A 25,255-nucleotide genomic window follows, 5' to 3' on the forward strand; every position below is an offset into this window, starting at 1 on the left:
TACGCCCCTTTATTTGAAAAAGATAATTATAATTTAATATTTTAAATTATATGCAACAAAAACTCTATCAAAGTTATTATAATCTTTATAAAAAAAAGCTCTAAAATTGTTTTTTTCTAATATATCTTGTAAAATATCTTTTTGATCATATCCAAATTCACAAGCTAAAATTTTTGTGTTTTTGGCCTTAGCAAAAAGAATGATTTCATGCAAAATTTCCCATCCATTAACACCTCCAAATAATGCACTATGTGGTTCATTTTTTACCCATTTATCCAAAGGATAATCATTTTTAATATAAGGAGGATTAGAAAAAATAAAGTCAAAATTTCCTTGTATGTTTTTAAAATCACAAAGTTTAAAATCAACTAAATTTAATACATTGTGTAATTGCGCATTTTTTTTGGCAAGTTTTAATGCTTTTGGATTAATATCGCATGCTTGGATATGAATTTGTTTTAATTTAGCTAAGCTTATACTTAAAATTCCACTGCCAAAACCTATTTCGAGTATATTTTTAAAAGAATTAGTGTTTAAAATTTCTAAACATTTTTCAAGCAATAATTCACTATCAAAACGCGGTATTAAAACTCCTTTTTCTATAAAAAAATCAAAGCCATAAAATTGTGTTTTTTTAAATAAATACTCAAAAGGCTCACCATTTAAAAACTTATCAACATAATCAAAAAAGATTTTTTCATTTATCTGAAAATCAGAATTTAAAAAAATCCAAGCTTTATCCTTTTGCAGTATTTCACAAAGTATATAAAGTATATATTGTTTTTGTGTTTGATCTTTTTTATAAGCTAGCTCTAAAGCCTCTTTGATGGAAATCATTGCAAGGCTTTAATTCTATCAAAAATGCAAGGATGGCTTAAATGAAAAAAAGTATAAATTTTGCTTGTTTTAACAAAAGCTTTGTTTTCTTTTGCTAAAGCTATAAGAGCATTTTTCATATCTTCTTTAGAACTAACTTTTGCACCATGTAAATCAGCATTAAATTCATTTGCTTGACTCATTTTATTTAGTAAAGGTGAGATAATGAAGGTAAAAATATTACCAAAAATTAGTAAAAGTGCAAATACCCCAGCATTAACACCATTTAGATGACTTTGGATATAAAAAAAATCAGGCAAATGAGCGAAAATGAAAAATAAAGCAAAAAGCATCAAAGTACTAGCAAATAGCATTTTTAGCAAATCTTTATGCACAAAATGTCCTAGCTCATGACCTAAAACTGCAATGAGTTCTTTTTCTTTTAAGGCATTTAAAAGTGTGTCAAAAAGCACTACTCTTTTGCTTTTAAATAAACCACCAAAATAAGCATTTAGCCTTTTGTCTCTTTTGCTTGCATCAACTACATAAACACCATTTGCACTAAAACCACATTTTTGCATTAAATTAGAAATTTTTTCAAGTAAATTTTCATCGTCAAGTTTTTGCATTTTATTAAATATTGGTGCAATCAAAGTAGGGTAGATGAGGTTGATTATGAGTATAATAACAAAGCTTAATCCAAAGGCAACTATCCACCAATAATCTCCAAAAAATTCAAAACAAAAAACCAAAGCATAGGTGATTAAAAAGCCAAAAATTAGCATTAAAGCTAAAGATTTTAAGCTATCTTTGATAAAAAGCGTTAAAGTCATATTGGAAAAGCCATGTTTTTTGTCTTTGAAAAAACTTTCGTAGTAACTTAGTGGTAAATTTAAAACACTAATAATCAACAAAAAAGCAAGTAAAAATAAAGTATTTTCTAAGGTAGAATTTTCTTTTATAAAAAATTCTTTTAAATATAAAAAGCCAAAGCTTATCCAAGAAATATTAATTACCAAATTATAAAGATTGGAAAATATTTTATATTTTTCATTTTCTATGGCGATATTTGCAGCATTTTTATAATCATTCTCTTCTAAAATCACCGCTTGTTTTTCTCTTTCTTTTTTTAAAAAAGAAATTTGCATAAAAGATATAAAAAGCAAAAATGCTGTGTATATACATAAAATAGTTATTAAAGTCATAGTTTTTCCTCAAATAAAATTTGAGTAATTTTATCTTTTTTTAAGTATATAAAAGTTAATGCTAATTTGTATTTTCACTTTTTTCTAAAACTTCAAAATATACTTCTTCTAAAGTGCTAAGTTCATTTTCTAAGGAATTTAGTTTTTCATAAAGGGTATTTATACCTAGTTCTTGATAGATAACAGGATTGCTTAGAGAATTTTTAATTTCTTTTATTTCTTCTTCTAGTTTGTGAATTTTATCAGGGTATGAGTTTAAAATTTCATTTTCTTTATAGCTTAATTTTTTACTTGATTTTTCTTTTGTCTTTGTGGTAATTTCAGAGGTGGTTTGTGTTAAATTTTTAGAAAATTCTTCAAAATCTTTGTATTCTTTTTCATTTTCTAAATATTCGCTGTAAGAAAGAACTTCTATATTAATATTTGCATTATTTTCAAAAGCATAAAGTTTGGTTGCGATTTTATCAACAAAATATCTATCATGTGAAACAAGCAAAATCGCACCTTCAAAAGAAAGCAAGTATTCTTCTAAGATATTAATCGTAGCTATGTCTAAATCATTTGTTGGTTCATCTAAGATTAACACATCATATTCTTTAGTAAAAAGCAAAGCTAGAGCAACTCTGTTTTTCTCACCCCCACTTAACACGCTCACGCTTTGCTCTAAAAATTCTTTTGGAAATAAAAATTGTTTTAAATACCCATAAACATGCATATTTTTACCACGCACTTGAATATGATCACCACCATTTGGGCAAAAAATTTCTAAAAGTTTTTTATCGGTATTTAATAAGCTCCTACTTTGATCAAAATAGCCTATTTTAACTTCACCTCTTTTAATCTCTCCACTATCAAGTGGAATTTGATCAAGTAAAATCTTTAAAAAAGTAGATTTCCCACAGCCATTTTTACCTACTATAGCTATGCGTTCACCTTGTAAAATTCTTGCATTAAAGTCTTTAAAAAGTGTTTTATTTGCAATGGATTTTGAGATATTTTTAAGCTCAAAAAGCATTTTTTTGCGGTTTTGGCTTTGAGTTTGGTTGAAATTTTTACTTGCTCTTTTGATTTCAAGTTGTAAGCGTTTGATAGCTCCTGGATTTTTCTTAGCTTCCTCACGCATTTTAAAAATCCGCTCTTTACGCCCTTCATTGCGTTTAAGTCTAGCTTTTACACCTCTTCTTAACCACTCTTCTTCACTTTTTAGTTGTTTAAGTAAGGTTTCATGGCTTTTTGCTAAAGAAGCTAAAATAGCTGCTTTTTTTTCTAAATACTGCGTATATCCACCCTCAAAAACACTTAATTTTCCTGCTTCTATTTCTACGCATTTTTGCGCTATTGCATCGATAAAATACCTATCATGAGAGATGAAAATAACACACATTTTAGAAGCTTTTAATCTTTCTTCTAAAAAACTACTCATATATACATCTAAATGGTTGGTTGGTTCATCAAGCAATAATATATCAGGATTTTTCAGCAAAAGCGTGCAAAGCCCTACGCGTCTAATCTCGCCTCCACTTAAGGAGCAGAGTGTTCTGTCTTTGTATTCTTGTAAATTAAATTCTTCTAAAACTCTTTGAATTTTTTGATCTATATTCCACGCATCTTTTGAGTCTATAAATAAACTTAACTCATCTACTTTTTTTAAATATTCTTTATTTTCTGGATCAAGAGCTAGTTTTTCATTGTAGTTTTCAAATTCTTTTAAGGCTTGGTAAATTTCTTCAAGTTCTTTTTTGATAGCTTCACCCACGCTTAAGGTGCTTTCAAAGCTTACTTGTTGATTTAGCATGCCTATGCTAGCGTTATTTTGTTTAATCATTCTACCGCTATCTAATTTTAAAGTTCCCATAAGGGCTTTTAAAAAGCTTGATTTTCCTTCACCATTTTTGCCTATAATGGCGATTTTTTCTCCTAAATTTGCACTAAAATTTACATTTTCTAAAATTATTTTTGTATTAAATTTCTTATTTGCATCGATTAAATCTATTAAAGCCAAATTTCTTTCCCAAAATGTTTTTTGCGATTTTACTTTAAAAAGTATTAATTTTGCTTAAATACAATTACGCAATGAGAGTAGTTATTTTTTTTAGTTTGTTAGTTTTATTTTTTGCTTTGGCAAATTGGTTTATTTATAAAAGATTTTTAAGTAGAGTTGATTTTTTAAAGCCTTATAAGAAGCTAGTGTTAGCTTTTGTTTTAATAGTTTTTGTGTGTGAATTAATCTTTTTTGTAAATATGCGTGGAGATTTTTTGCATGAAAAGCTTTATTATATTTTAGCGATTTTTCCTACTATTACTTGCTTTTTCTTGCTTTTTGGAGTGGTTTTTGAATTTGGCTCTTGGATTTTTTTTAATGAAAAGAAAAAAGAGCAGATTTTTAGCATTCAAAGGAGAAAATTTTTAAAATTAATTTTTGATTCTTGGCTTATTATACTTAGTGTTAGTATGGTATTTAAGGGTTTTGTAAATGCTATTAGCACGCCTAAGATTAATGAAATAGATATTAAAATTAAAAATTTAAAAGAAGATTTAAACATAGCTTTGCTTTCTGATGTACATTTAGGGAAAAATTTAGGTGAAGATTTTTTAAAAACCTTGATTAATGAAGTTAATGCTTTAAACGCAGATATAGTTATCATAGCAGGGGATTTAATAGATGCAGATATTGCTAGTATGTCTTATATTAATTTATTAGAGAATTTTAAATCAAAATATGGCACATATTTTGTTTATGGAAATCATGAGTATTATAATGATATAAATGCTATAAGCAAAAAGCTTAAAACGCTTAAAAATTTCAAAGTTTTAGAAGATGAAAGCATTGATTTTGGAGATTTTACTTTAAGCGGAACTTTGGATTTGGCTGCTAAGCGTTTGGGTTTTAAAGAAAGCAATATAGAAAAAATCAAAAATGAAATCAATCAAGAAAAAGTAAATATTTTAATCACACATCAACCAAAATATGTAAAAACTTATGATGTGAGTGGATTTGATTTGATTTTATCAGGACATACTCATGCAGGGCAAATTTTTCCTTTTTCTTTGCTGGTGTATTTAGAGCAAGGCTTTGTGTATGGGCTTTATAAATTAAGTAAAGATAGCTTACTTTATGTAAGTAGTGGGGCTGGATTTTGGGGGCCTGCTGTGAGATTTTTAGCTCCTAGTGAGATAGCTTTGATTAGATTAAAAGGAGAATAGATGGGACTTAGCAATAGTGCTTCAAAAATGTTTGGAATCATAGCAAAATATAAATTTCCAAAAATCATACAAAAAAATATTAATAAAGCTTATGTAAATGCTTTTAATATTAATATGAGTGAATTTAAGTCTTTAGAAGAGTATGAGAGTTTAAATGCTTTATTTACAAGAAGCTTAATAAATGAGCGAAAATTAGAAGAAGGTTTTACAAGTCCAAGTGATGGTAAAATTTTAGAACTTGGAAGCAGTTTTCAAAATGATTTAAAAGAAAATTTAGCCTTTAGTATTAAAGGTTCAAGTTATAGCATAGAAGAGCTTTTAAAAAATTCAGCCAGCAAAGATGAATTAGAAAATGGCATAGATTATGTAAATATTTATTTATCTCCAAAAGATTATCATCATTATCATGCACCTTGTAAAATGCAAATTTTAAGCGCTACTTATATGAGTGGGGCTTTATTTAGTGTGAGTGAGGCAAAGCTTGCAAAAATTATAAATCTTTATACTAAAAATGAAAGAGTAGTTTTAAAGTGCTTGGTAGAAAATAAATTTATACTTTGGATGGTATTTGTTGGAGCTTTAAATGTAGGTAAAATGCACTTTAGCTTTGATACTAGCATACAAACTAACGCAGCAAATTTTGATTTTACTCATACTTATGAAGAGTTGTTTGTAGATAAAGGCCAAAGGCTTGGAAATTTTGAATTAGGTTCAACTATAGTTTTAATTGCCCAAAAAGGATTTTTGAAATTTAGCAAAAAAGCTTATGAGGAAGTTGAGTTTGCTAAGAAGATTGCGGATTTTCTTTAGAACCATCTTCATTTGCCACCTTATATAAAAATGCGAAAATTTCAGCTACTGCTTTATACATATTAGGTGGAATTTCATCGCCTAAGTCAAGCTTGCTAAGAACTTCTACTAAGTCCTTATCTTCTTTTATAGGAATGCCATTTTCTTTAGCTAAAGAGATGATTTTGGTGGCATTTTCGCCTTTGGCATTTGCTAGGATTTTTGGAGCATTTTGTTCTTGTTTGTTATAGCCTAGTGCAACAGCTTTTTTAGTTTTTTTACTCAAATTAAACCCTTGTGTTAAAGCCCATGTTAAAATCGTTATATTCTTCTTGATTTTGAAATTTGCTTTTAACGATATCACTAATGAAAAAATTAGAACTTAAAAGTCCTGCTTGATTTAATGCTTTTTTTAATTCATGTGCTCTTTCATAAAGTTTTTTTCTAAAATTTATATTTTCTACCATCATATTTATATCAATATATTTATCATTACTTAGAGATAAAAATACATTTATTTTTCCTAGTTTTTCAAATTCAAGATTTATTTGTGCATAGAATTTGTCTTTTTTGCCGCGTTTGAATACTACATTAGATTTTTCTAAATCTTCCCAAAAAAATGGTAAAAAAGTGTGTAAGCTATTGTTAGCTAAAGATAAAAGCTGGTTAAATTCAAGTTGAACTATAAGTCTATTTGCTTGATTTAAAATGCTTTCATTTTCTAAATTTTTAGCTAAATTTGAAACTTGCAAAAGGGTTGATTTTATATCTTGTTGTAATTCTGCATTAATTTGTGTTGTGTTTTTTTGTGTAATTTTGTTTAAATCTTTGATGGAAACTTCTAATTTTTTTTCAATATTTTTTATATCATCTAAAGAATTTTTTGCATCAAAACTCTTTGGATCTAAAGATTTCAATACTTCGTTGAGTTTGCGACTAATCAAACCTAGTTCTTTATTTATATTAGTTAAAATTTCCTCTTGTGAATTTTGTGAAAAATTAAGATTTTTACTAACATTTTGTTTGAAAATTTCTTCAATTAAATTTTTATTATCAGCAGTGATTTTACTCAAAGATATCTCTTGTGCTTTTGTTGTATTGTTTTCTAAGTTATTATTTTTATTGTTTTCTAGTTTATTTGTATTTTCTGAATTTGGTTTTTGTGTGTCTTTTTCATCTTTTATTGGCTCTTGTTTAATGTCTTTATTTGGTTTGTTTTCATTTGGGTTTTGTTCTTTTATATCTTTTGTGTGAGTGTTGTTGTTTTCTAAGTTATTGTTTTTATTGTTTTCTAATTTATTTGTATTTTCTGAATTTGGTTTTTGTGTGTCTTTTTCATCTTTTATTGGCTCTTGTTTGATGTCTTTACTTGGTTTGTTTTCATTTGGGTTTTGTTCTTTTATATCTTTTGAGTGAGTGTTTATGTTGGTATGTTTTTCATCTAGTTTATCGTTAGTGTTATTTGTAGGATGATTAGCCGTGTTGTTTGTATGCTTAATGTTTTTTAAAAGCGATATAAAATCTTTAATATTTTGACTTAATTCTTTTAAAATATGAGTATTTTGAATTTTTATATTTTGGGGTTTTGATAATTCTTTATTGACATGGATTAAATTCTTGCTTAAGTCTTTGATGAAATTATCTGCAATTTGTTGCAACTTTTTCTCATGAATTAAATTTGGATTTTTACTGATGTAGTTTTTGAAATTTTCTATTTTGTCAAAAAGCTTAAAAAGAGTTTTATATTGAGTTGAATCTAAGGTATTTTTATTTTCTTGCTTATGATTTTTTAATAATTGAATAAGTTCTTTTAGTGTGTTTGTGGTGTCAAGATTTTTAAGATCTAAATTAATGATATCATTTTTTAAATTTTGATTACTAGTGCTTTTGATGGTGTTTAAAAGATTAAAAAAACTTTGAGGAAGATTTTGTTCTTTTAAAGAATGGTTTAACTTAGCTTCTAAAAAAATTCCAGAATTTTTCACTAAAGAGGATAAATTTTTTATATTTATATCTTTTGCTGGTTTGATTAATTCTTCTAAATTTTGAAAAAGTTTTTCAAATTCTGGATTTTTAGAAAGTTCATTTTGTAATTTTTTTAGCTCATTGGCAAGATTAGGTGCAAAATTTAAGTCTTTATGATTTTTTAATACAGCAAGATTAGAATCTTTATCAGTTTTAATTTGATCTAAAAGCTTATTAAGCAATTCTTGTAGTTTTTGATCTATTTTGCTTACATAGTCTTTAGGAAGTTTTACATCACTTTCTTCTTTAAGAAATAAAGGGTTTTTCAAAACATCATTTAATGAAGTTTTTTTGTCTAATTTTTCTTTATTATTGTTTTCTTTGTTGGTTTCATTTTTAGCAAATTGGTTTTGATTAGAAATATTAGTGATCATCTAGCATTACCATATTTCCAGGTTTTCTTTTAAATTTAGTGAAATTTTTAAATTTTGGCTTGTCAATGGCAAAAATTATTAAAACACTTAATAAGCATATATAAAAATACATAAAACCATGTGCTTCAAAATAATACATTAAAGTTCCAAGAACTGCAGGTGCAAATAATGCTCCAAAAGAATAAGTAAATAAAACAGCACGACCAAGTTCTACTCTCTTGCTAGGATCATCTAACATATCATTTGCTCTTGCAAGTGAAAGAGCATATAAGCAACAAAGCCCCATACCTAATAAAAATCCAAAAAAGTATTTTAAATAAATATTTTCACTTAAAAATAATATACAAAGCATAGCACTTAATGCAGTAAAGGCACATAAAATAATGGCAAATTTGCGACTTATTTTATCAGAAAGTGTTCCGATAAAAAGTTGTGAAATAAAACCTCCTAGCATGGTTGAAAAAATGAAAAACGAAGCTTCTTTGGCACCAAAACCTTGTATAAGTATAAACAAAGATGACATAGAAAAAAATCCATTTAAAAGCATTCCTGCTATAAAACTTGTTACCAAAGCTAAGGGAACTATATCAAATACTTTTGGAATAGAAATTTTTGTTTTTTGTGGTAAAACGGGTTCTTTAATACGAATTAAAAACAAAGGTATGGAAGCAAACATAATAAAACTAGCACTCAAAATAAACACTGTGTGGCTTGGTAAATCAAAAGACATGAGTAAAATTCCAAAACCTGATGAAGAATAAAATACAACTTCATAAAAAGCAATAACTCTAGATCTTATGGCGTTTTTAGCTTTTTCATTAAGCCAAGATTCTATTACCATTAAAAGCGCATAATAGCAAAAGCCTAATAAAAATCTTAAAAACATCCAAAAATACAAATTTGAACTTAAACTATGTAGCATAGTTGATATGCCAAAAATAATAGCAAAAATTCCAAAAGATCTAATATGTCCTACTTTTGATACTATCCTATGAGCACTAATTGTGCTTACCATAGCTCCTAGAAAATAACAACTTCCAACAAGTCCTATATCAAAATTACTTACATTATTTTGTTTAAGTATAATAGCTATAGAATTAACCGTTAAAGCGCTTCCTATAAATACAAAAACCATACCAAAAAATAAAGCAGTTAATGATCTAATCGTTCTTTTTGAGCTTAACATTTTCTTATTATAAAATTATAAATTAACACAGCTAAAGGTGTTACAAACATTGCACAAAACAAGGAAAAAATATCCATTATTCCTTGAAACTCTAAAGCTAAAAATCCTAAAATCAAAAACACATAAGCAAGTATTTTAAATAAAGAAAAAAATACTAAAGCATTTTTGAAAATAAATTTAAATTTTGGTTTTAAATCGTCATCTATGCATACAAATTTTACAATTTTTGGAAAATAAAATTGTTTTTTTGTAAAAATTTGCAAAGGTTTTTGACGAAAATTATAATTTTTCGCATTTTTAATTATAAAATTTTTATAATTAAAAAAAGAAACAAAAATAATTAGATTTTGTGCTAAAAAACCAAATTCAAAGCTAATAAAAAATTTAAAATCAAATTCTTTGAAAAAGAAAATTCCTGCTAGAAAAGTTAAATTTAATCCTAGCAAGAGATAAAGTAAGATTTTAATTTTTAAAATCATTTTTTAAATCTTTATAACGATTTTCTTCTTTAAATTCATCATAGCTTTTAACTTGTGCTTTATAGGCTTTATATACATTTAAAATCGCAGCGCTAACCCCTATAAAAACACCTATCCAAAAAAGCCAAGTTATATTGGTTAAATTTTTTAAAAAATACCCTATACCTATACCAATTAAAACAGCAACTACCATAGAAATACCAAGACTTAATCCATCGGCTGCTTCTATACCTTTGCGTATAATTTTTTGTTTTTTACTCATATTGCTTTAAAACTTTCATAGGCTGCTTGGATTGTTTTGTCGATAATTTTTTTATCCATACTTTCACAAATAAAACCAGTTTCAAATTGAGATGGGGCTAAATATATGCCTTTGCTAAGCATTTGTGCGTGGAATTTAGCAAATAATTTTGTATTTGATTTTAAGGCATCTTGATAGTTATAAACAGGATTTTCGCAAAAGAAAAAGCCAAACATAGAGCCAATATAATTTACCTCTAATGCAATATTACACTCATTTGCAGCTTCTTTAAAACCTTGCATGAGTCTTTTAGCTAATTTTTCTAATTTTTCATACAAACCTTCATAATTTCTTGCTTTTTTTAAACTAGCATAACCAGCTGCCATAGCAAGTGGGTTGCCACTTAATGTTCCTGCTTGATATACTCCTCCTAGTGGGCTTAGCAAATCCATGATTTCAGCTCTTGCGGCAAATGCAGCAGCTGGCATACCACCTCCTATAACCTTGCCAAAAGTGACTATGTCAGCTTTAATATGGTTAATTCCATATGAACCCAAATAAGAAGCCCTAAACCCACTCATTACTTCATCAAAAATTAAAAGAATTTGATTTTCATCGCAGATTTTTCTCAATTCTTGTAAGAATTCTATTTTTGCAGGAACTAATCCCATATTTCCTGCTATTGGCTCTATGATAATACAAGCTATATTATCATCATTGGCGATTAAATTTTTAACACTATCTATATCGTTGTAGATTGCAACTAAAGTATTTTTAGCCACATCTTGTAATACACCTAAAGAGCTTGGAGTATTAAAAGTAGCTGCACCACTTCCTGCACTAACTAACAAAGAATCAGAGTGCCCATGATAACAACCTTCAAATTTGATAATTTTATCTTTTTTACTAAAACCTCTTGCAAGACGAATAGCACTCATAGTAGCTTCTGTTCCACTGCTTACGAAACGAATCTTATCTAGATGTGGCCAATCTTTTAATATGAATTTAGCTAATTTTGTTTCTGCTAAAGTTGGTGCACCAAAGCTAGATCCATGTTCTAAAGCTTTTTTACAAGCTTTTTCAATATCTTCATCGCAGTGCCCAAAAAGCAAAGGACCCCAGCTTTGAACATAATCTATATAAACATTATTTTCTATATCGCTTATATATGCACCTTTACCACTTTGTATAAATAAAGGATTGCTTCCAACGCTTGCAAAAGCACGCACAGGTGAATCCACTCCACCTGCTATAAATTCACAAGCTTCTTCAAAGGCTTTTTTGTTATTTTTCATTATTTCTCCTTTTTGGTTGTTTTTAAATAATTATAAAGTGATTTAATTTCTTGTTCAGTTAAAGAATATGTTGGCATAATACTTTTTGATTCTTGAGGCTGGTTTAAGATATTCTTAAAACGCGTATAGTCTATATTTTTTATGTTTGGAACCACAAAAGGTATTTTTTCACCATTTTTAGTATAATAACCCAATATTTGTTTATTACCATCTCCATGGCATTTTGCACAACTAATACCTCTTGGATTTTGATAAAGGGATTCTTGATATTCTTTAGGGGATATAAAATCTGCAGCCCAAATACTATAAAATAGAAATAATAAAAAAAATATTATTTTCATTTAACACCTTTAACAAAAAAGAAGTTTTGTTATGATACAATTTTTTAAATTAAAAAAGCTATAAAATCTCAAGGAATAAAATGACACTTTTAAATGGTAAGCAGTTAAGTGATGAAATTAAGTTAGCTTTAAAAAGCGAAGTATTAGAGCTTAATAAAAACAGAATAGAACCTTGCTTGGCTGTGATTTTAGTGGGTGAAGATCCTGCTAGTGCAACCTATGTGGCTTCTAAAGCAAGAGCTTGTGAGCAATGTGGAATTAAATCTTTAGTTTATAAATTAGATAAAAATACCACACAAAATGAGCTGTTAGCTTTGATTAATACATTAAATCATGATGATAGCGTGGATGGAATCTTGGTTCAGCTTCCATTGCCAGTGCATATTAATAAAGATATAATCTTAGAAAGCATTAATTTTAATAAAGATGTTGATGGTTTTCATCCATTTAATGTGGGTAATTTAAATTTAAACCTCAAAGGAGGATTTATACCATGTACTCCTTTGGGAGTTTTAAGAATTTTGCAACATTATAATATACCATTAGAAGGTAAAGATGTTGTGGTAATAGGTGCTTCTAATATCGTGGGAAGGCCTATGGCTACACTTTTGTTAAATGCTAATGCAAGTGTAAGTGTATGCCATATATACACTAAAGATTTAAAAACTTATACGAAAAATGCAGATATTATTATAGTTGCAGCAGGTTGTGTAAATCTTTTAAAAGAAGATATGGTAAAAGATGGGGTAATTGTAGTAGATGTTGGCATAAACAGAGTAGATGGGAAAATAGTTGGTGATGTAGATTTTGAAAATGTAAGTAAAAAAGCTAGCTATATTACTCCTGTTCCTGGTGGAGTTGGCCCTATGACTATTGCAATGCTTTTGGAGAACACGATTAAATCAGCTAAAAATAGGATAAAAAAATGAATTTTTTGAAAAAAATTTATAAATTTACTCAATCTTGGACTGGAACATTAGTTGTAGTATTATTGATAATATTTTTCTTTATACAGGCTTTTACCATACCAAGTGGTTCTATGAAAAATACTTTATTGGTAGGGGATTTTTTATTTGTAAAAAAATTTTCTTATGGTATTCCAACTCCTCATATTCCATGGATAGAAATACCAATCTTACCTGATTTTAATAAAAATGGACATTTAATTAGCGCAAAAGGTCCAGAAAGAGGAGATATAGTAGTTTTTAGATACCCTCATGAACCAAAAATTCATTATGTAAAAAGATGTGTAGCAAAAGGCGGGGATGAGGTGATTTTTGCTAATAAAACTTTATATGTGCGTATGATTGAGGGTGATGAGTATATGAAAGATTATTATCCTAACAAAACAAAGATTATAGGCGGAAGACTTTTTGTTAAAGAGCCTTATTTGGAAAAAGGAATTCATTATGATTCTAGGGTAGATATAGATAGTGTAATATTTCGTTATTTAAATTTAAGACAATTTGCAATGCAACCAGAATCTTTTAAGGAGCTAGGGGATAATAATATTTATGGATTTAATGCATATTATTATAAGGTTCCTGAAAATGAATATTTTATGATGGGTGATAATCGTGATCATTCTAGCGATAGTAGATTTTGGGGTAGTGTAGATTATAAATATATAGTAGGACAGCCTTGGTTTATATATTTTTCATGGGATGAAAATAAAAAAGTAAGATGGGAAAGAATAGGGCGTTTAGTTGAAACAGTTGAAAAAGATGAACGCTTTATTCATCATAATGAAAGCGATATAGAGGCTTTAGAATAATTACCCAAAGAAACAAGTAGTTTGTTTTTTGTGTAGAAAATGTATAGTTTCTACACAATTTCTTAAAAATAATTTTTCTTATATTTATTCGTATATTTTTTTAAGCTCCAAGTTGTAACAATTAACAAAAATAAAAACAGCATATAAAAGGATAAAAAATGTTAAGTCAAAGATCTCAGAATTTAGGGGAATCCTTAACTTTGGTTATGACTGATATTGCTAAAAATTTAAAAGCAAATGGAGAAAAAGTTATTAGTTTTTCAGCAGGTGAGCCTGATTTTGATACTCCAGAAGTTATCAAAAAAGCAGCTATTGAAGCGATTGAAAAAGGTTGTGGTGCTTATACGCCAGTTATTGGTATAAAAGAAGTTGTTGAAGCAATACAATACAAATTTAAAAAAGATAACAATCTTGATTATAAGATAAGCGAAATCATTACCAATGTAGGAGCTAAGCATTCTTTATTCATGGCTATTGAATGCCTTGTTGAGGAGGGTGATGAGGTCATCATTCCTAGCCCTTATTGGGTAAGTTATCCTGAAATGGTAAAATTTGCAGGTGCTACTCCAGTATTTATAGAAGGTGAAGCAAAAAATGGTTTTAAAATAACTCCAGAACAATTAAAACAAGCAATTACTCCAAAAACAAAAGTTTTAATGTTTAACTCCCCATCAAATCCTACAGGAGCTATATACTCTAAAGAAGAAATAACTGCTTTAGCTAAGGTTTTAGAAGGAACAAAAATCATTGTTTTAAGTGATGAAATTTATGAAAAATTAGTTTATGATGGCGAATTTTGTGCTTTTGCACAAGTTAGTGAAGATGCTTTAAATAGAACGGTAAGTATTAATGGACTTAGCAAATGCGGGGCTATGCCAGGATGGCGTTTTGGTTATATGGCTAGCAAAATAAATGAATTTAACAATGCTGTAAAAAAACTTCAAGGGCAAAGTACATCTAATATTTGTTCTATTGTTCAATACGCAGCTTTACCAGCTTTACTTGGTAAAGCAGATGGCGATATTGAAATGATGAGACAAGCATTTTTAAAACGCAGAGAATTAGCATGTGAAATTTTAGCTAAAAGTGAAAAATTGAAATTAGAACAACTTCCGCAAGGAGCTTTTTATTTATTTATTTCTTGTAAAGAAGTTGATAATGATTCTATGAGATTTTGTAAAAGATTATTGCAAGAGCAAAAAGTAGCTTTAGTTCCTGGTGTTGGTTTTGGTATGGAAGGCTATTTTAGACTTTCTTATGCAACTAATGAAAAAGATATAATTGAAGGTTGTGAAAAAATTGTTGATTTTGTAAAAAATTATTAATTTCTCAAGCCTGTTAAAAGCAGGCTTTTCTTTCAAAAAACTTATAAGCAAGTCTTTGGTATGATTATATAAAAAATGTAGGAAAAATAATGGAATTTGAAGTTCAATATAAAAGTGCAAATGCCAGAGCTTGCCGTATAAAAACTACACATAGTGAAATTTTAACCCCTATTTTTATGCCTGTTGGAACTTTGGCTGCGATTAAAAGTTTAGATGCTATAGATATGAGTGAAATTTTAAATGCAAAAATTATTTTAGCAAATACTTATCATTTATATTTAAGGCCAGGTTCTAAGGTGATTAAACAAATGGGAGGTTTGCATGGTTTTAGTAAATTTGAAGGCTCTTTTTTAACAGATAGTGGAGGTTTTCAAGCTTTTTCATTAAGTAAAAATTCAAAACCTGATGAGTGTGGGATTAAATTTAAAAGTCACATTGATGGAAGTTTGCATTATTTTACCCCTCAAAATGTTTTAGATGCTCAATATGATTTTAATTCAGATATTATGATGATTTTAGATGATTTAGTAGCTTTACCAGCAAGCAAAGAAAGAATAGAGTTGTCTTTAAAACGCACTATAAAATGGGCAAAAGAAGCTATTGATTATCACAAAATAAAGCAAAATCAAGGTATTGGTATAGGGCAAAATATTTTTGGTATTATCCAAGGTGGGACTGATTTTGAAGCTAGAAAAATTTGCTCTGAGGCTCTTTGTGAAATGGAATTTGATGGTTTAGCTATAGGTGGTTTGAGCGTAGGAGAAGAAAACAAGGCTATGTATGATACGGTTGAAGCTATGATGCCATATGTGGATGAAAATCGTCCTAGGTATTTAATGGGGGTTGGGACTCCTGAGGATTTGGTTGAAAATGTCTCAAGAGGAGTGGATATGTTTGATTGCGTGATGCCAACAAGAAATGCAAGAAATGGAACTTTATTTACAAGTTTTGGTAAATTTAATATTAAAAAAGCAGAATTTATTACAGATCATACCCCAATAGATCCAAAGTGTTCATGTTATACATGTAGAAATTTTTCAAGAGCTTATTTAAATCATTTATTTAAAGCCAAGGAACTGACTTTTTTTAGGCTTGCAAGTTTGCATAATTTACATTATTATTTAAATTTAGTCAAGCAAATGAGAGAAGCAATTATAAAAAATGAATTTGAAAATTTTAAAAAAGAATTTTATAGGCAAAGAAGTTAGTTTAAAAAATGGTACGCCCAAGAGGATTCGAACCTCTGACCTTTTGAACCGCAATCAAATGCTCTATCCAGCTGAGCTATGGGCGCAAATTAAAGTAGGAATTCTATCAAAAAAATCTTAAAATTAGCAAAAATGCATATTTTATAGAATTTTTACATTTTTATGCTAATCTTCTTTAAATAATTTAGCTTAAGGCAAAATATATGATGATACATAAAATTTTAATAGCAAATAGAGGTGAAATAGCTGTAAGGGTAATACGCGCATGTAGAGACTTGCATATTAAAAGCGTAGCTGTTTATACTGAACCTGATTATGAGTGTTTACATGTAAAAGTTGCTGATGAGGCTTATAGAATAGGAACTGATGCAATAAGAGGATATTTAGATGCTAAAAGAATAGTAGAAATTGCTAAAGCTTGTGGGGCAGATGCTATACACCCTGGATATGGATTTTTGAGTGAAAATTATGAGTTTGCAAAAGAATGTGAAGAAGCAGGGATTATCTTTATAGGACCAAAATCTGATGTTATCCGTAAAATGGGAAATAAAAACATAGCAAGATATTTAATGAAAAAAAATGGAATTCCTGTGGTTCCAGGTACTGAAAAGCTTAATCATTGCACTTTAGAAGAAATAAAACTTCAGGCATTAAAAATAGGCTATCCTGTGATTTTAAAAGCTAGTGGCGGCGGTGGCGGTAGAGGTATACGCGTGGTGCACAAAGAGGAAGATTTGGAAAAATCTTTTGAAGCTTGCAAAAGAGAAGCACTTAGTTTTTTTAAAAACGATGAAGTTTTTATGGAAAAATATGTTATTAATCCAAGGCATATTGAATTTCAAATTTTAGCAGATAATTACGGAAATATTATACACCTTTGTGAAAGAGATTGCTCTATCCAAAGAAGACATCAAAAAATCATTGAAATAGCACCTTGTCCAAGTATTTCTGAAAAATTAAGAAAAACTATAGGAGTTACCGCTGTTGCTGCTGCAAAAGCTGTGGGTTATACTAATGTTGGAACGGTTGAATTTTTGCTTGATGATTATAATAGATTTTATTTTATGGAGATGAATACAAGAATTCAAGTAGAACATCCAATAACAGAAGAAATTACAGGAATTGATCTTATCACAAGACAAATTCGTATAGCAAATGGAGAAATTTTAGATTTGGAGCAAAGTGATATTAAGCCAAGAGGCTTTGCTATAGAAGCTAGAATTACAGCAGAAAATGTATGGAAAAATTTTATTCCAAGTCCTGGAAAAATTACAGAATATTTTCCAGCTTTAGGACCTTCTGTAAGAGTGGATAGCCATTTGTATAAAGATTATACAGTTCCTCCATATTATGATTCTTTACTTGCAAAATTAATTGTCAAAGGTTCAAGTTATGATAGTGCAGTAAATAGACTTGAAAGAGCTTTAAAAGAATTTGTAATTGATGACATTAGAACGACTGTGCCGTTTTTGATTGCAATTACTAAAATAAGAGAATTTAGAAGAGGGTATTTTGATACTTCATTTATAGAAACGCACATGGAAGAGCTTTTGGAAAAAACAGAAGATAGGCATCAAGAAAACAAAGAAGAAGTAATTGCTGCTATAGCTGCAGCATTGCAAAAAATCAAAGAAAGTAGAGAGTAATGAGTTTTTTAGATGAGTTAAAAGACATAAAAAAAGAGCTTCAAAAAGAGCAAGCTATAAATAAAAAAAATAAAATTAAATCAAGTAAGAGCGGAGTTAGTTTTAAAAATAGTAGGTTAGAATCTATACAAGATGAATTAACTATACAAAATGAAAGCAAGAAGCAAGAGCAAGAATTTGAAAATATTTTTTTAAAAGAAGAACGACTTGCAAATGAATTTATGGAATTTGTTAAAAATAGTGATATTAAAAAACTCAAATGAATATTATAGGTTTTTGTACTTTAGAGGAAGAATGTCCTTATCTTGAAAATAAATTTTGTAGAAATGAATATAACTATATATCTTTCATTACCAAATCTCAAAATCAAGAGTTAGTTTCTAGAGGTTGGAGGCGTTTTGGTTCGTATTTTTCAAGACCAGTGTGTAATGATTGTAATGAATGTCAAAATTTAAGAATTTTAGTTGAAAATTTCCGTTTTAGTAAAAGTTATCGTAGGGTTTTAAAAAAAAATACTGCAACTAAGATTATTCTACAAAAACCATCTTTAAGTGATGAGCATTTATTGCTTTATGAAAAATATCATTATCATCAAAAAAACAAAAGAAATTGGAAAATATATGATTTAAATTTTAGAAAATATTATAATCTTTATATAGATAATGCTAGAAATTTTGGCTATGAGCTAGATTTTTATATTGATAATAAATTAGTTTGTGTTGATTTGATTGATATTTTAGAAGATGGAATTTCTAGTATTTATTGTTTTTATGATCCAGATTTTTCTCACTTGAGTCTTGGAAAGTATTCTCTTTTAACTGAAATTAAACTTGCTCAAATTAAAAAATTAAAATATATATATTTAGGATATTTTGTAAAAGGGTGTCAATCTTTATCTTATAAAGCCGATTATAGTCCAAATGAAATTTTAAAATACACTAGTGCTTTAAATGAAGAAGCATTTTTGTGGAGTTAGTTTTATAGAGAGGATTTTATGCAGGTAGTTCAAACTTTAGAATCAGTTAGTGTTAATACAGATGATTTTTTAATGTTTAAATATTTTCAAGATCTTATCCGTAAAAATTTTTCAAAAGTTATAGGAAATAAAAACAAAACCTTATCTTTTTTTGTTGAAAATGAAATTCCTCAAAGAAGGTATTTTTTAAAACTTGTTAATCATAAATATAAAAAAGATACGGGAAATCAAATTGATAATCTTGCATTTGCTCACTATAAAACATTTAAGCTTAATTTAGCACAAGCTAATACTTTAAAACCGGTTATTTTTGCTAAAATAGGTTTTGCACAAAGAAATATTTTAATTACATTAAGCTCTAACGAAAAACTTTTTGCTGTTTATTTAGAGCAGTATTTTAAAGATCATAAGAGCTCTTATGATGAAAAAAATTGTATTTTTTCTGTAGAATATAAAGACGATAATACTCTAAATTTATTAGAAATACTAGCTAGTGTTAATGAGCATTTAAAGTATTGTATAGACTTTACCATTAATGAAAGTCAGCTTTTAGAATTTAGAAATAAAATGAAAAACAAAGCTAGTACTAATTGGAAATTTAATGCTCTTGCTAAGCTTTTTGAAAATTATTTTCAAACTTTAGGATGTAATAGCAACGATGAATTTGCTACTATTAGACAAAATTATTTAAATTTAGTAAAGATTTATCATCCTGATCGCCACCAAGGTAAAAGCAAAATTGAACAAGCTTATTGTCGTGAAGAATTTGAAAAAATTCAACTTGCATATGAAAGCTTGAAATCTTTATATAAAAATAATACTTGATATTTTAAGTGCATAGCAAGATAAATTGATAATCTAAATACACAAAATAACATCATTTTAAGTTGTAATTTATTAAAATTAATCTTTTATATATATTTTTGGGAAAAAAATGGTTGCTGATAGAAGATTATTTTTTTTAAGTTGTATTTTAATCACTATAGGAATACTTTTTTCGTATTCTTTAAGTGCCTTTACGGTGTTATATTTAGAATATAACGAATTTCATTTTTTTATTAGGCAGCTTTTTTTTGGAATTAGTGGTATAGCTATTATTTATTTTATTTCAAGATTAAACCCTGATACTAAAATGGCTCATTATTTGATGATAAGCATTTTGGTGATATCATTTTTGTTTATTATTATATTACCTTTTTTGCCTACTTTTTTAGCAACAGCAGCAGGTGGAGCTAAAAGATGGATTAGATTAGGCCCTTTATCTATCTCTCCGGTTGAATTTTTTAAAATAGGCTTGATTTACTTTCTTGCATGGTCTTATACTAGAAGAATTGATGATAGTAAAAAAGCTATTAAACATGAAATTTTAATTTTAATTCCTTATTTTATATTAGCGGCGTTTGTTATAGGTTATATTTATATGACACAAAATGATTTAGGGCAAAGCGTTATATCATTTTTTTTAGTTTTTGCTTTGGCATTTTTTGCAGGAGCTAGTAAAAGACTTTTTGCTTTTGGTATAGTTATAGTAGGTATGATAGGTGTTTTAGTGATTTTAAGCAATCAAAGAAGAATTCAGCGTATTTCTGCTTGGTGGGGAAATATTCAAGATGCATTTTTGCCTTTATTTCCTGAGTGGATTGCAAATTCTTTAAGAGTGAGTCATAATTCTGAGCCATATCAAATTTCGCATAGTTTAAATGCTATAGCTCATGGTGGATTTTTTGGAGAAGGTTTAGGTCTTGGAACATTTAAGTTGGGATTTTTAAGTGAGGTTCATACGGATTTTGTTTTATCAGGTATTACCGAAGAAATTGGTTTATTGGGCTTGGGTGTTATTTGTATAATTTATCTTATGGTAATACTTAGAATTTTTAGGATTGCTGGGCGTTGTGAAAATAAAGTTCATTTTTTATTTTGCTCGGGTGTTGCATTGTTATTATTATTCTCATTTTTTATGAATGCTTTTGGTATTATATCTTTAACTCCACTTAAAGGTGTTGCTGTTCCGCTTCTAAGTTATGGTGGTAGTTCTATGTGGTCAATTTGTCTTGGTATTGGTTATGTTTTAATGATTAGCAAAAAGGTAAAAATATAAATAGACTAATCAAAATATATAAATTTTAACTTAAATAAAAATAATTTTACAACAACTCTTTACAAAAAACTTTTTTTTGCTATAATTTTGCCTACATTAAAAATTTAAGGAGGCAATATGAAAAAATACAGGCGTTTAGGCATATTATAATTTTTTATTTATATTTTTAAATTACTATTGAAAAAGGATTAAAATGAAAAAAATTTTATATGTTGTTTTAGCGTTATTTGGTATATTAGCTTTAGGTGCTTGCTCAAGTGATAAAAATCAAGCAAATAATGTTTCTAATGAAAAAGTTTATAAAGTAGGTATAGCTGCAAATTATCCTCCTTTTGATTTTATTAAAGATACAAAAATTACTGGTTTTGATGTGGATTTACTTGAAGAAATCGCAAAAAGAGAAAATTTAAAGCTTGAATGGGTAAATATGAGTTTTGATGGATTAATCCCTGCTTTAAAAGCTGGAAAAATAGACATGATAGCTTCGGCAATGAGTTCAACTCCACAAAGATTAACAAGTATGGATTTTAGTAATACTTATTTTAATACCAAAAATTTATATTTAAAACTAAAAACAGATACTAGCGTTAGTAACAAGCAAAGTTTAGAAGGTAAAAAAATAGGTGTTCAACTTGGAACCATACAAGAAAGTGCTGCTAAAGAAATTCCAAATGCACAAGTTGTTGCAAGTGAAGAAATGTTAGGTGCAATTTTAGCTTTAAAAGCTGGAAAAGTAGATGCGGTATTAACAGATAAAGATATTGGTAAAGGTTATTTAAAAACCAATGAAGATCTAGAAGCATTTTTAGAAGAAAATGATGGAAGTTCAGGATTTTGTATAGCTTTTGATAAAGGAAAGCAAAGTGAGCTTGTTCAAAAAATCAATGCAGGTTTGGAAAAAGTTAAAGCTGATGGAACTTACCAAAAAATCGTAGAAAAATACGATTTACAATAATCAATTCAAAGCCTTGATACTTTCTTTCAAGGCTTTAATAAAATAATCAATATCTTCTTTTGTGTGTATATAGTGAAATCCAACTCTTAACCACCCAGGTTTAAAAAATAATTCTTGGTTATCTTTTAAATTAAGCAAATCATGCCCATAAGGACCAGCACAAGCACAACCTGCTCTTGTTTCTATTTTAAATTTTTTGCTTAGTATATAGGCTAAATCAAAAGGCGAAATCCCTTCTATGTTTAAAGCAAAGATGGGAAGTCTGTGTGTGATATTTTTTGCGTATAAATGCATTTTGGAAAAATTTTGACATTTTTGAAAAAAATATTCGCAAAGTTCTTGTTCTTTTTTTGCAATATTTTCAAGTCCGATTGCATTGCGAACTTTAAAAGCTAAGCTTGCTCTAATAAGCTGAATAATTCCAGGTGTTCCACCTTCTTCTAAATTTTCTATTTCACACACATATTGTTGCGAAGTTCTTGAAACATAACCAACGGTTCCACCTGCTGCAAAACTAGGGATATTTCCGCATAAATCCTTTTTAATTGCAAGTAAACCACAGGATCCAACCCCTCCAAGAAGCTTATGAGAACTAATAAACACAGCATCGTAAAATTTAGAATCCAAATTCGCATAAGGTGCTAAAGTGGATACATCAAAAGCAACAATTCCTTTGTATTGTTTAATTAAAGTATAAATTCTTTTATAATCACTTAAAATTCCAGTTACATTTGAAGCAGCATTGAAGCTAGCTATGATTTGTCTATGTTGTGATTGGTGTAGTATTTTTTGCAAAAATATAAAATCTATTTCACCATTTTTATCTAGAGGAATTCGCACGCACTCGCATAAAGCCTCTCTAAAAGAAAGCTCATTAGAGTGGTGCTCATAAGGACCTACTATAACCAAAGGTAAAGATTTTTTATCAATGTTTTGAAAATATTTTTGTTTAATCAATGGTGGTATATATAAACCCAGTAATTCTTGAAATTTTTTTATAGCAGCAGATGATCCATTACCGCATGATATTAAGGCAAAGGTTTCATCAAGTTCAAGATATTTTTTTAAGTCATATCTTGCATTTTCATAGTATTGTTGAGTTATAAAAGAATTCAAAGAGCTATCAGAATGGGTGTTAGCATAGGTTGTTAAAATTTTTTTTATTTTTTTTTCTATACTTTTTAATGCTAAAGCACTAGCTGTAAAATCAAAATAATGTATACCTTTTTTTAAAATAATATCGTTTTTTAAATCTTTTATTTCCAATAAAAATCCTCAAAAATTTGTTAAAATTATAACATACAATAGATTTAAAATTAAGGATATAGTTATAAATTTTAGTGATTTTTCAAAACTATATAATGATTTTGATATAAAAGAACTATTTGATTTTTATAGTGTTTTTGATGAATTTATTTTTGATAATAAGAAAAATTTATATGAAAATATTTTAGATATTTTTATAAAAAATGCTCAAAATATTTTATTGAAACTAAATTTAGATGAAAATTCTTTAAAAGCTTTGTGCATTTTAAGTAAAAACGACAGAAAACGATATTCTATAAATAAATTTATTCCACATTTTCAAGCTCTTGGTATCATAAATAAACTTTTAGAAAAAAATATTTTAATTTTAGAAAAAAGCCAAGAAAAGCCTATCATTAAAAATAAAAGGCAAAAAATAAAAAAAGAATTAAGATCTTATATTGTTCAAGATAAGCTAATTTTTAAAAATCAAGGTTTAAGATTTTTCTTTTATTTTGTATATCCAAATTTAAATTTAGTTGATGAAAAAAAATACGATAAATTATTAGAACTAATCAAAAATAATTTAGAAAATTATCAAAGTCTTATATTTGAATTTTTAGCAAAAGATTTTTTAGCAAAAAAATTAAAAGTAGAACAGGTATTTAGTTTTTGGAATTATTATTGTGAAATAGATCTTTATTATCATGAAAATGGTTTTTGTGTTTTGGGTGAAGCAAAATTTAAAGAAAGGAAAATTTGTAAAAATATTTTAAATATTTTAAAAAACAAAGCAAAACAACTTCAAATTCAACCTAATTTATTTGTTCTTTTTTCAAAAAGTGGTTTTAGTAAAGAACTTGTTTTAAATAAGGAGCGTAATTTGCTTTTGTATACTTTGGATGATTTTAAATTTTTACTTAAGGAATAAAACTATGGATGAGAATATATTAAAAAGCTTAGATTCTAGTGAAAAAGAAAATTTACAACAAGGACTTAAAGCTTTAATAGAACAAACTTATGTAATTGAAAACGAATACAAACAGCTAAATGAAAACTACACAGCTTTAAGACAAATGGTGAGTGAAATTATTGAAGTTTTACCTATGGCACTATGGATTTTAGATGCAAAAAAAAATATTATTTTACAAAATAATCTTGCAACGCAAAAACCAGAACTTTTAGAAAGTATTAATCTTGAAAAAACGCATTATGAGCTTGAATTTGATCATAAATTTTATCTAATAAAAATAACCTCTCACACTGATAAACTCATAGTGAATGCAACAGATATTAGCGATGAAAAAAGAAATGAAAGATTAGCTAGCATGGGGACAATTGCAGCACATTTAGCTCATGAAATACGAAATCCAATCGGCTCCATTTCGCTTTTAAGTTCAACTTTATTTGAAAGAAGTGAGCTAAAAAATAAGCATATAGTTTTAGAAATTCAAAAAGCAATTTCTAGAGTTGAACGCATTGTTAATTCTACTTTGCTTTTTACAAAAGGAGTGCATGTTAATTTTAACGAATTTAATTTAAAGGAATTGCAAGATGAATGCGAACAGGCTGTTAGTGCTTATAATTATCTAGCAAATATTGATTTTAAATTTGAGTTTTTAGATATCAAAATAAACGCTGATAAATCTTTACTTGCTTTAGTTTTGCAGAATTTAATTTACAACGCTATAGATGCTATTGAAGAAAGTGAAAATGATGGTTATATAAAGGTTCAATGCGAGCAAAATGAAGATAAAATTTTTATTAAAGTCTATGATAGCGGAGTGGCTATAAAAGATAAAAAAATGGTTTTTGAAGCTTTTAAGACTACAAAATTAAAAGGAAATGGTTTAGGACTTTCTTTATCAAAACAAATTATTGATGCACATAATGGAATTTTAGGTTTTGATGAAAATCCAAAATGTTTTTTTATAGAGTTAAAAATTTAAGCTCTATAAAATAAAATTTTACTTAGAATAATAAAACCATTTTGTCCTCATAGCTCAGCTGGATAGAGCGCAGAATTCCTAATTCTGAGGCCGCAAGTTCAAACCTTGCTGGGGACACCATTTA

25 protein-coding genes and 2 tRNA genes are annotated in these 25,255 nt (G+C 27.8%); 15 read left to right on the forward strand and 12 right to left on the reverse strand.

The window, feature by feature from the left end:
* Positions 1–33: 33 nt before the first annotated feature.
* The 3 genes from CPEL_RS02635 to abc-f form a co-directional block, all read right to left on the reverse strand.
* On the reverse strand, positions 34–834 hold the full coding sequence (locus CPEL_RS02635; protein ID WP_044599496.1) for a HemK/PrmC family methyltransferase: 801 nt from the start codon (positions 832–834) through the stop codon (positions 34–36).
* On the reverse strand, positions 834–2,021 hold the full coding sequence (locus CPEL_RS02640) for a M48 family metallopeptidase (RefSeq protein ID WP_044598504.1): 1,188 nt from the start codon (positions 2,019–2,021) through the stop codon (positions 834–836). The genes CPEL_RS02635 and CPEL_RS02640 overlap by 1 nt, the downstream gene beginning before the upstream one ends.
* Before the next feature lie 61 nt (positions 2,022–2,082).
* On the reverse strand, positions 2,083–4,023 hold the full coding sequence (abc-f, locus tag CPEL_RS02645; RefSeq protein ID WP_044598505.1) for a ribosomal protection-like ABC-F family protein: 1,941 nt from the start codon (positions 4,021–4,023) through the stop codon (positions 2,083–2,085).
* Positions 4,024–4,073: 50 nt separating this feature from the next.
* On the opposite strand from abc-f, the gene CPEL_RS02650 reads away from it, so the two are divergent.
* Together CPEL_RS02650 and CPEL_RS02655 are read left to right on the forward strand one after the other, a co-directional pair.
* Complete coding sequence (locus tag CPEL_RS02650) at positions 4,074–5,225, forward strand: metallophosphoesterase (RefSeq protein WP_049984570.1); 1,152 nt, start codon at positions 4,074–4,076, stop codon at positions 5,223–5,225.
* A complete protein-coding gene (locus CPEL_RS02655) occupies positions 5,226–6,035 on the forward strand; it encodes a phosphatidylserine decarboxylase (protein WP_044598506.1) in 810 nt (269 codons plus the stop codon).
* Here CPEL_RS02655 and CPEL_RS02660 read toward each other — a convergent pair.
* From CPEL_RS02660 to CPEL_RS02690, 7 genes are read right to left on the reverse strand one after another with little or no spacing between them, the layout of a single operon-like run.
* A complete protein-coding gene (locus CPEL_RS02660; RefSeq protein WP_044598507.1) occupies positions 6,010–6,300 on the reverse strand; it encodes a FlhB-like flagellar biosynthesis protein in 291 nt (96 codons plus the stop codon). The genes CPEL_RS02655 and CPEL_RS02660 overlap by 26 nt on opposite strands.
* A 1-nt stretch (position 6,301) precedes the next feature.
* A complete protein-coding gene (fliK, locus tag CPEL_RS02665; protein ID WP_044598508.1) occupies positions 6,302–8,413 on the reverse strand; it encodes a flagellar hook-length control protein FliK in 2,112 nt (703 codons plus the stop codon).
* Positions 8,403–9,599: an MFS transporter gene (locus CPEL_RS02670; protein ID WP_044598509.1), complete on the reverse strand. Its 1,197-nt coding sequence runs from the start codon at positions 9,597–9,599 to the stop codon at positions 8,403–8,405. Before CPEL_RS02670 ends, fliK begins: the two co-directional genes overlap by 11 nt.
* Positions 9,593–10,078, reverse strand: coding sequence for a hypothetical protein (locus tag CPEL_RS02675; RefSeq protein WP_049984571.1), 486 nt, complete (start codon positions 10,076–10,078; stop codon positions 9,593–9,595). Before CPEL_RS02675 ends, CPEL_RS02670 begins: the two co-directional genes overlap by 7 nt.
* Positions 10,062–10,340 (reverse strand): AtpZ/AtpI family protein, encoded by a 279-nt coding sequence (locus CPEL_RS02680; RefSeq protein WP_044598510.1) that lies wholly within the window; start codon positions 10,338–10,340, stop codon positions 10,062–10,064. Before CPEL_RS02680 ends, CPEL_RS02675 begins: the two co-directional genes overlap by 17 nt.
* Entirely contained in the window at positions 10,337–11,614 is a 1,278-nt protein-coding gene (gene hemL / locus CPEL_RS02685) for a glutamate-1-semialdehyde 2,1-aminomutase (RefSeq protein ID WP_044598511.1), read from the reverse strand. The genes CPEL_RS02680 and hemL overlap by 4 nt, the downstream gene beginning before the upstream one ends.
* Positions 11,614–11,955, reverse strand: a complete 342-nt coding sequence (locus CPEL_RS02690) for a c-type cytochrome (protein ID WP_044598512.1) — start codon at positions 11,953–11,955, stop codon at positions 11,614–11,616. The genes hemL and CPEL_RS02690 overlap by 1 nt, the downstream gene beginning before the upstream one ends.
* Positions 11,956–12,035: 80 nt before the next feature.
* Between CPEL_RS02690 and folD the strand changes: the two genes are divergently transcribed.
* From folD to tgt, 4 genes are all read left to right on the forward strand, one after another.
* Complete coding sequence (gene folD, locus CPEL_RS02695) at positions 12,036–12,884, forward strand: bifunctional methylenetetrahydrofolate dehydrogenase/methenyltetrahydrofolate cyclohydrolase FolD (RefSeq protein ID WP_044598513.1); 849 nt, start codon at positions 12,036–12,038, stop codon at positions 12,882–12,884.
* Entirely contained in the window at positions 12,881–13,729 is an 849-nt protein-coding gene (gene lepB / locus CPEL_RS02700; RefSeq protein ID WP_044598514.1) for a signal peptidase I, read from the forward strand. The genes folD and lepB overlap by 4 nt, the downstream gene beginning before the upstream one ends.
* Positions 13,730–13,887: 158 nt before the next feature.
* Entirely contained in the window at positions 13,888–15,054 is a 1,167-nt protein-coding gene (locus CPEL_RS02705) for a pyridoxal phosphate-dependent aminotransferase (protein WP_044598515.1), read from the forward strand.
* A gap of 89 nt (positions 15,055–15,143) precedes the next feature.
* On the forward strand, positions 15,144–16,262 hold the full coding sequence (gene tgt, locus CPEL_RS02710; RefSeq protein ID WP_044598516.1) for a tRNA guanosine(34) transglycosylase Tgt: 1,119 nt from the start codon (positions 15,144–15,146) through the stop codon (positions 16,260–16,262).
* Between the two features lie 9 nt (positions 16,263–16,271).
* On the opposite strand, the gene CPEL_RS02715 is transcribed toward tgt, so the two are convergent.
* Positions 16,272–16,348 (reverse strand) — tRNA-Arg (locus CPEL_RS02715).
* A 117-nt stretch (positions 16,349–16,465) separates the two neighbouring features.
* Here CPEL_RS02715 and CPEL_RS02720 point away from each other — a divergent pair.
* From CPEL_RS02720 to CPEL_RS02745, 6 genes are all read left to right on the forward strand, one after another.
* Entirely contained in the window at positions 16,466–17,908 is a 1,443-nt protein-coding gene (locus CPEL_RS02720; protein ID WP_414437338.1) for an acetyl-CoA carboxylase subunit A, read from the forward strand.
* Entirely contained in the window at positions 17,908–18,171 is a 264-nt protein-coding gene (locus tag CPEL_RS02725; RefSeq protein ID WP_044598517.1) for a hypothetical protein, read from the forward strand. The genes CPEL_RS02720 and CPEL_RS02725 overlap by 1 nt, the downstream gene beginning before the upstream one ends.
* Entirely contained in the window at positions 18,168–18,884 is a 717-nt protein-coding gene (locus CPEL_RS02730) for an arginyltransferase (protein WP_044598518.1), read from the forward strand. The genes CPEL_RS02725 and CPEL_RS02730 overlap by 4 nt, the downstream gene beginning before the upstream one ends.
* An 18-nt stretch (positions 18,885–18,902) precedes the next feature.
* Positions 18,903–19,709, forward strand: a complete 807-nt coding sequence (locus CPEL_RS02735) for an adenylosuccinate lyase (protein ID WP_044598519.1) — start codon at positions 18,903–18,905, stop codon at positions 19,707–19,709.
* Positions 19,710–19,818: 109 nt separating this feature from the next.
* The gene (gene ftsW / locus CPEL_RS02740; protein ID WP_044598520.1) at positions 19,819–20,982 is read left to right on the forward strand and encodes a putative lipid II flippase FtsW; all 1,164 of its coding nucleotides are present in this window, start codon (positions 19,819–19,821) and stop codon (positions 20,980–20,982) included.
* Between the two features lie 193 nt (positions 20,983–21,175).
* On the forward strand, positions 21,176–21,937 hold the full coding sequence (locus tag CPEL_RS02745) for an amino acid ABC transporter, permease/substrate-binding lipoprotein (RefSeq protein ID WP_044598521.1): 762 nt from the start codon (positions 21,176–21,178) through the stop codon (positions 21,935–21,937).
* Here the strand turns inward: CPEL_RS02745 and CPEL_RS02750 are convergent, their stop codons facing one another.
* On the reverse strand, positions 21,938–23,203 hold the full coding sequence (locus tag CPEL_RS02750) for a cysteine sulfinate desulfinase (RefSeq protein ID WP_044598522.1): 1,266 nt from the start codon (positions 23,201–23,203) through the stop codon (positions 21,938–21,940).
* A gap of 220 nt (positions 23,204–23,423) precedes the next feature.
* On the opposite strand from CPEL_RS02750, the gene CPEL_RS02755 reads away from it, so the two are divergent.
* The 3 genes from CPEL_RS02755 to CPEL_RS02765 all read left to right on the forward strand — a co-directional run bounded on the left by CPEL_RS02755 (position 23,424) and on the right by CPEL_RS02765 (position 25,251).
* On the forward strand, positions 23,424–24,113 hold the full coding sequence (locus CPEL_RS02755; protein ID WP_232088151.1) for a DUF234 domain-containing protein: 690 nt from the start codon (positions 23,424–23,426) through the stop codon (positions 24,111–24,113).
* A 4-nt stretch (positions 24,114–24,117) separates the two neighbouring features.
* Positions 24,118–25,131: a fla regulon two-component system sensor histidine kinase FlgS gene (locus CPEL_RS02760; protein ID WP_044599500.1), complete on the forward strand. Its 1,014-nt coding sequence runs from the start codon at positions 24,118–24,120 to the stop codon at positions 25,129–25,131.
* A 43-nt stretch (positions 25,132–25,174) separates the two neighbouring features.
* Positions 25,175–25,251 (forward strand) — tRNA-Arg (locus CPEL_RS02765).
* The last annotated feature ends 4 nt before the right edge of the window (positions 25,252–25,255 follow it).

Source organism: Campylobacter peloridis LMG 23910 (assembly GCF_000816785.1).
GTDB lineage: Bacteria > Campylobacterota > Campylobacteria > Campylobacterales > Campylobacteraceae > Campylobacter_D > Campylobacter_D peloridis.

Bases quoted from the DNA above. Each gene is read 5' to 3' on its own strand.
- CPEL_RS02725 (WP_044598517.1), top strand. From the start codon at position 17,908: ATGAGTTTTTTAGATGAGTTAAAAGACATAAAAAAAGAGCTTCAAAAA.
- CPEL_RS02705 (WP_044598515.1), top strand. From the start codon at position 13,888: ATGTTAAGTCAAAGATCTCAGAATTTAGGGGAATCCTTAACTTTGGTT.
- CPEL_RS02730 (WP_044598518.1), top strand. From the start codon at position 18,168: ATGAATATTATAGGTTTTTGTACTTTAGAGGAAGAATGTCCTTATCTT.
- CPEL_RS02670 (WP_044598509.1), bottom strand. From the start codon at position 9,599: ATGTTAAGCTCAAAAAGAACGATTAGATCATTAACTGCTTTATTTTTT.
- CPEL_RS02640 (WP_044598504.1), bottom strand. From the start codon at position 2,021: ATGACTTTAATAACTATTTTATGTATATACACAGCATTTTTGCTTTTT.
- ftsW (WP_044598520.1), top strand. From the start codon at position 19,819: ATGGTTGCTGATAGAAGATTATTTTTTTTAAGTTGTATTTTAATCACT.
- CPEL_RS02675 (WP_049984571.1), bottom strand. From the start codon at position 10,078: ATGATTTTAAAAATTAAAATCTTACTTTATCTCTTGCTAGGATTAAAT.
- CPEL_RS02745 (WP_044598521.1), top strand. From the start codon at position 21,176: ATGAAAAAAATTTTATATGTTGTTTTAGCGTTATTTGGTATATTAGCT.
- tgt (WP_044598516.1), top strand. From the start codon at position 15,144: ATGGAATTTGAAGTTCAATATAAAAGTGCAAATGCCAGAGCTTGCCGT.
- CPEL_RS02735 (WP_044598519.1), top strand. From the start codon at position 18,903: ATGCAGGTAGTTCAAACTTTAGAATCAGTTAGTGTTAATACAGATGAT.
- lepB (WP_044598514.1), top strand. From the start codon at position 12,881: ATGAATTTTTTGAAAAAAATTTATAAATTTACTCAATCTTGGACTGGA.
- CPEL_RS02655 (WP_044598506.1), top strand. From the start codon at position 5,226: ATGGGACTTAGCAATAGTGCTTCAAAAATGTTTGGAATCATAGCAAAA.
- CPEL_RS02760 (WP_044599500.1), top strand. From the start codon at position 24,118: ATGGATGAGAATATATTAAAAAGCTTAGATTCTAGTGAAAAAGAAAAT.
- CPEL_RS02690 (WP_044598512.1), bottom strand. From the start codon at position 11,955: ATGAAAATAATATTTTTTTTATTATTTCTATTTTATAGTATTTGGGCT.
- CPEL_RS02720 (WP_414437338.1), top strand. From the start codon at position 16,466: ATGATGATACATAAAATTTTAATAGCAAATAGAGGTGAAATAGCTGTA.
- fliK (WP_044598508.1), bottom strand. From the start codon at position 8,413: ATGATCACTAATATTTCTAATCAAAACCAATTTGCTAAAAATGAAACC.
- folD (WP_044598513.1), top strand. From the start codon at position 12,036: ATGACACTTTTAAATGGTAAGCAGTTAAGTGATGAAATTAAGTTAGCT.
- CPEL_RS02680 (WP_044598510.1), bottom strand. From the start codon at position 10,340: ATGAGTAAAAAACAAAAAATTATACGCAAAGGTATAGAAGCAGCCGAT.
- hemL (WP_044598511.1), bottom strand. From the start codon at position 11,614: ATGAAAAATAACAAAAAAGCCTTTGAAGAAGCTTGTGAATTTATAGCA.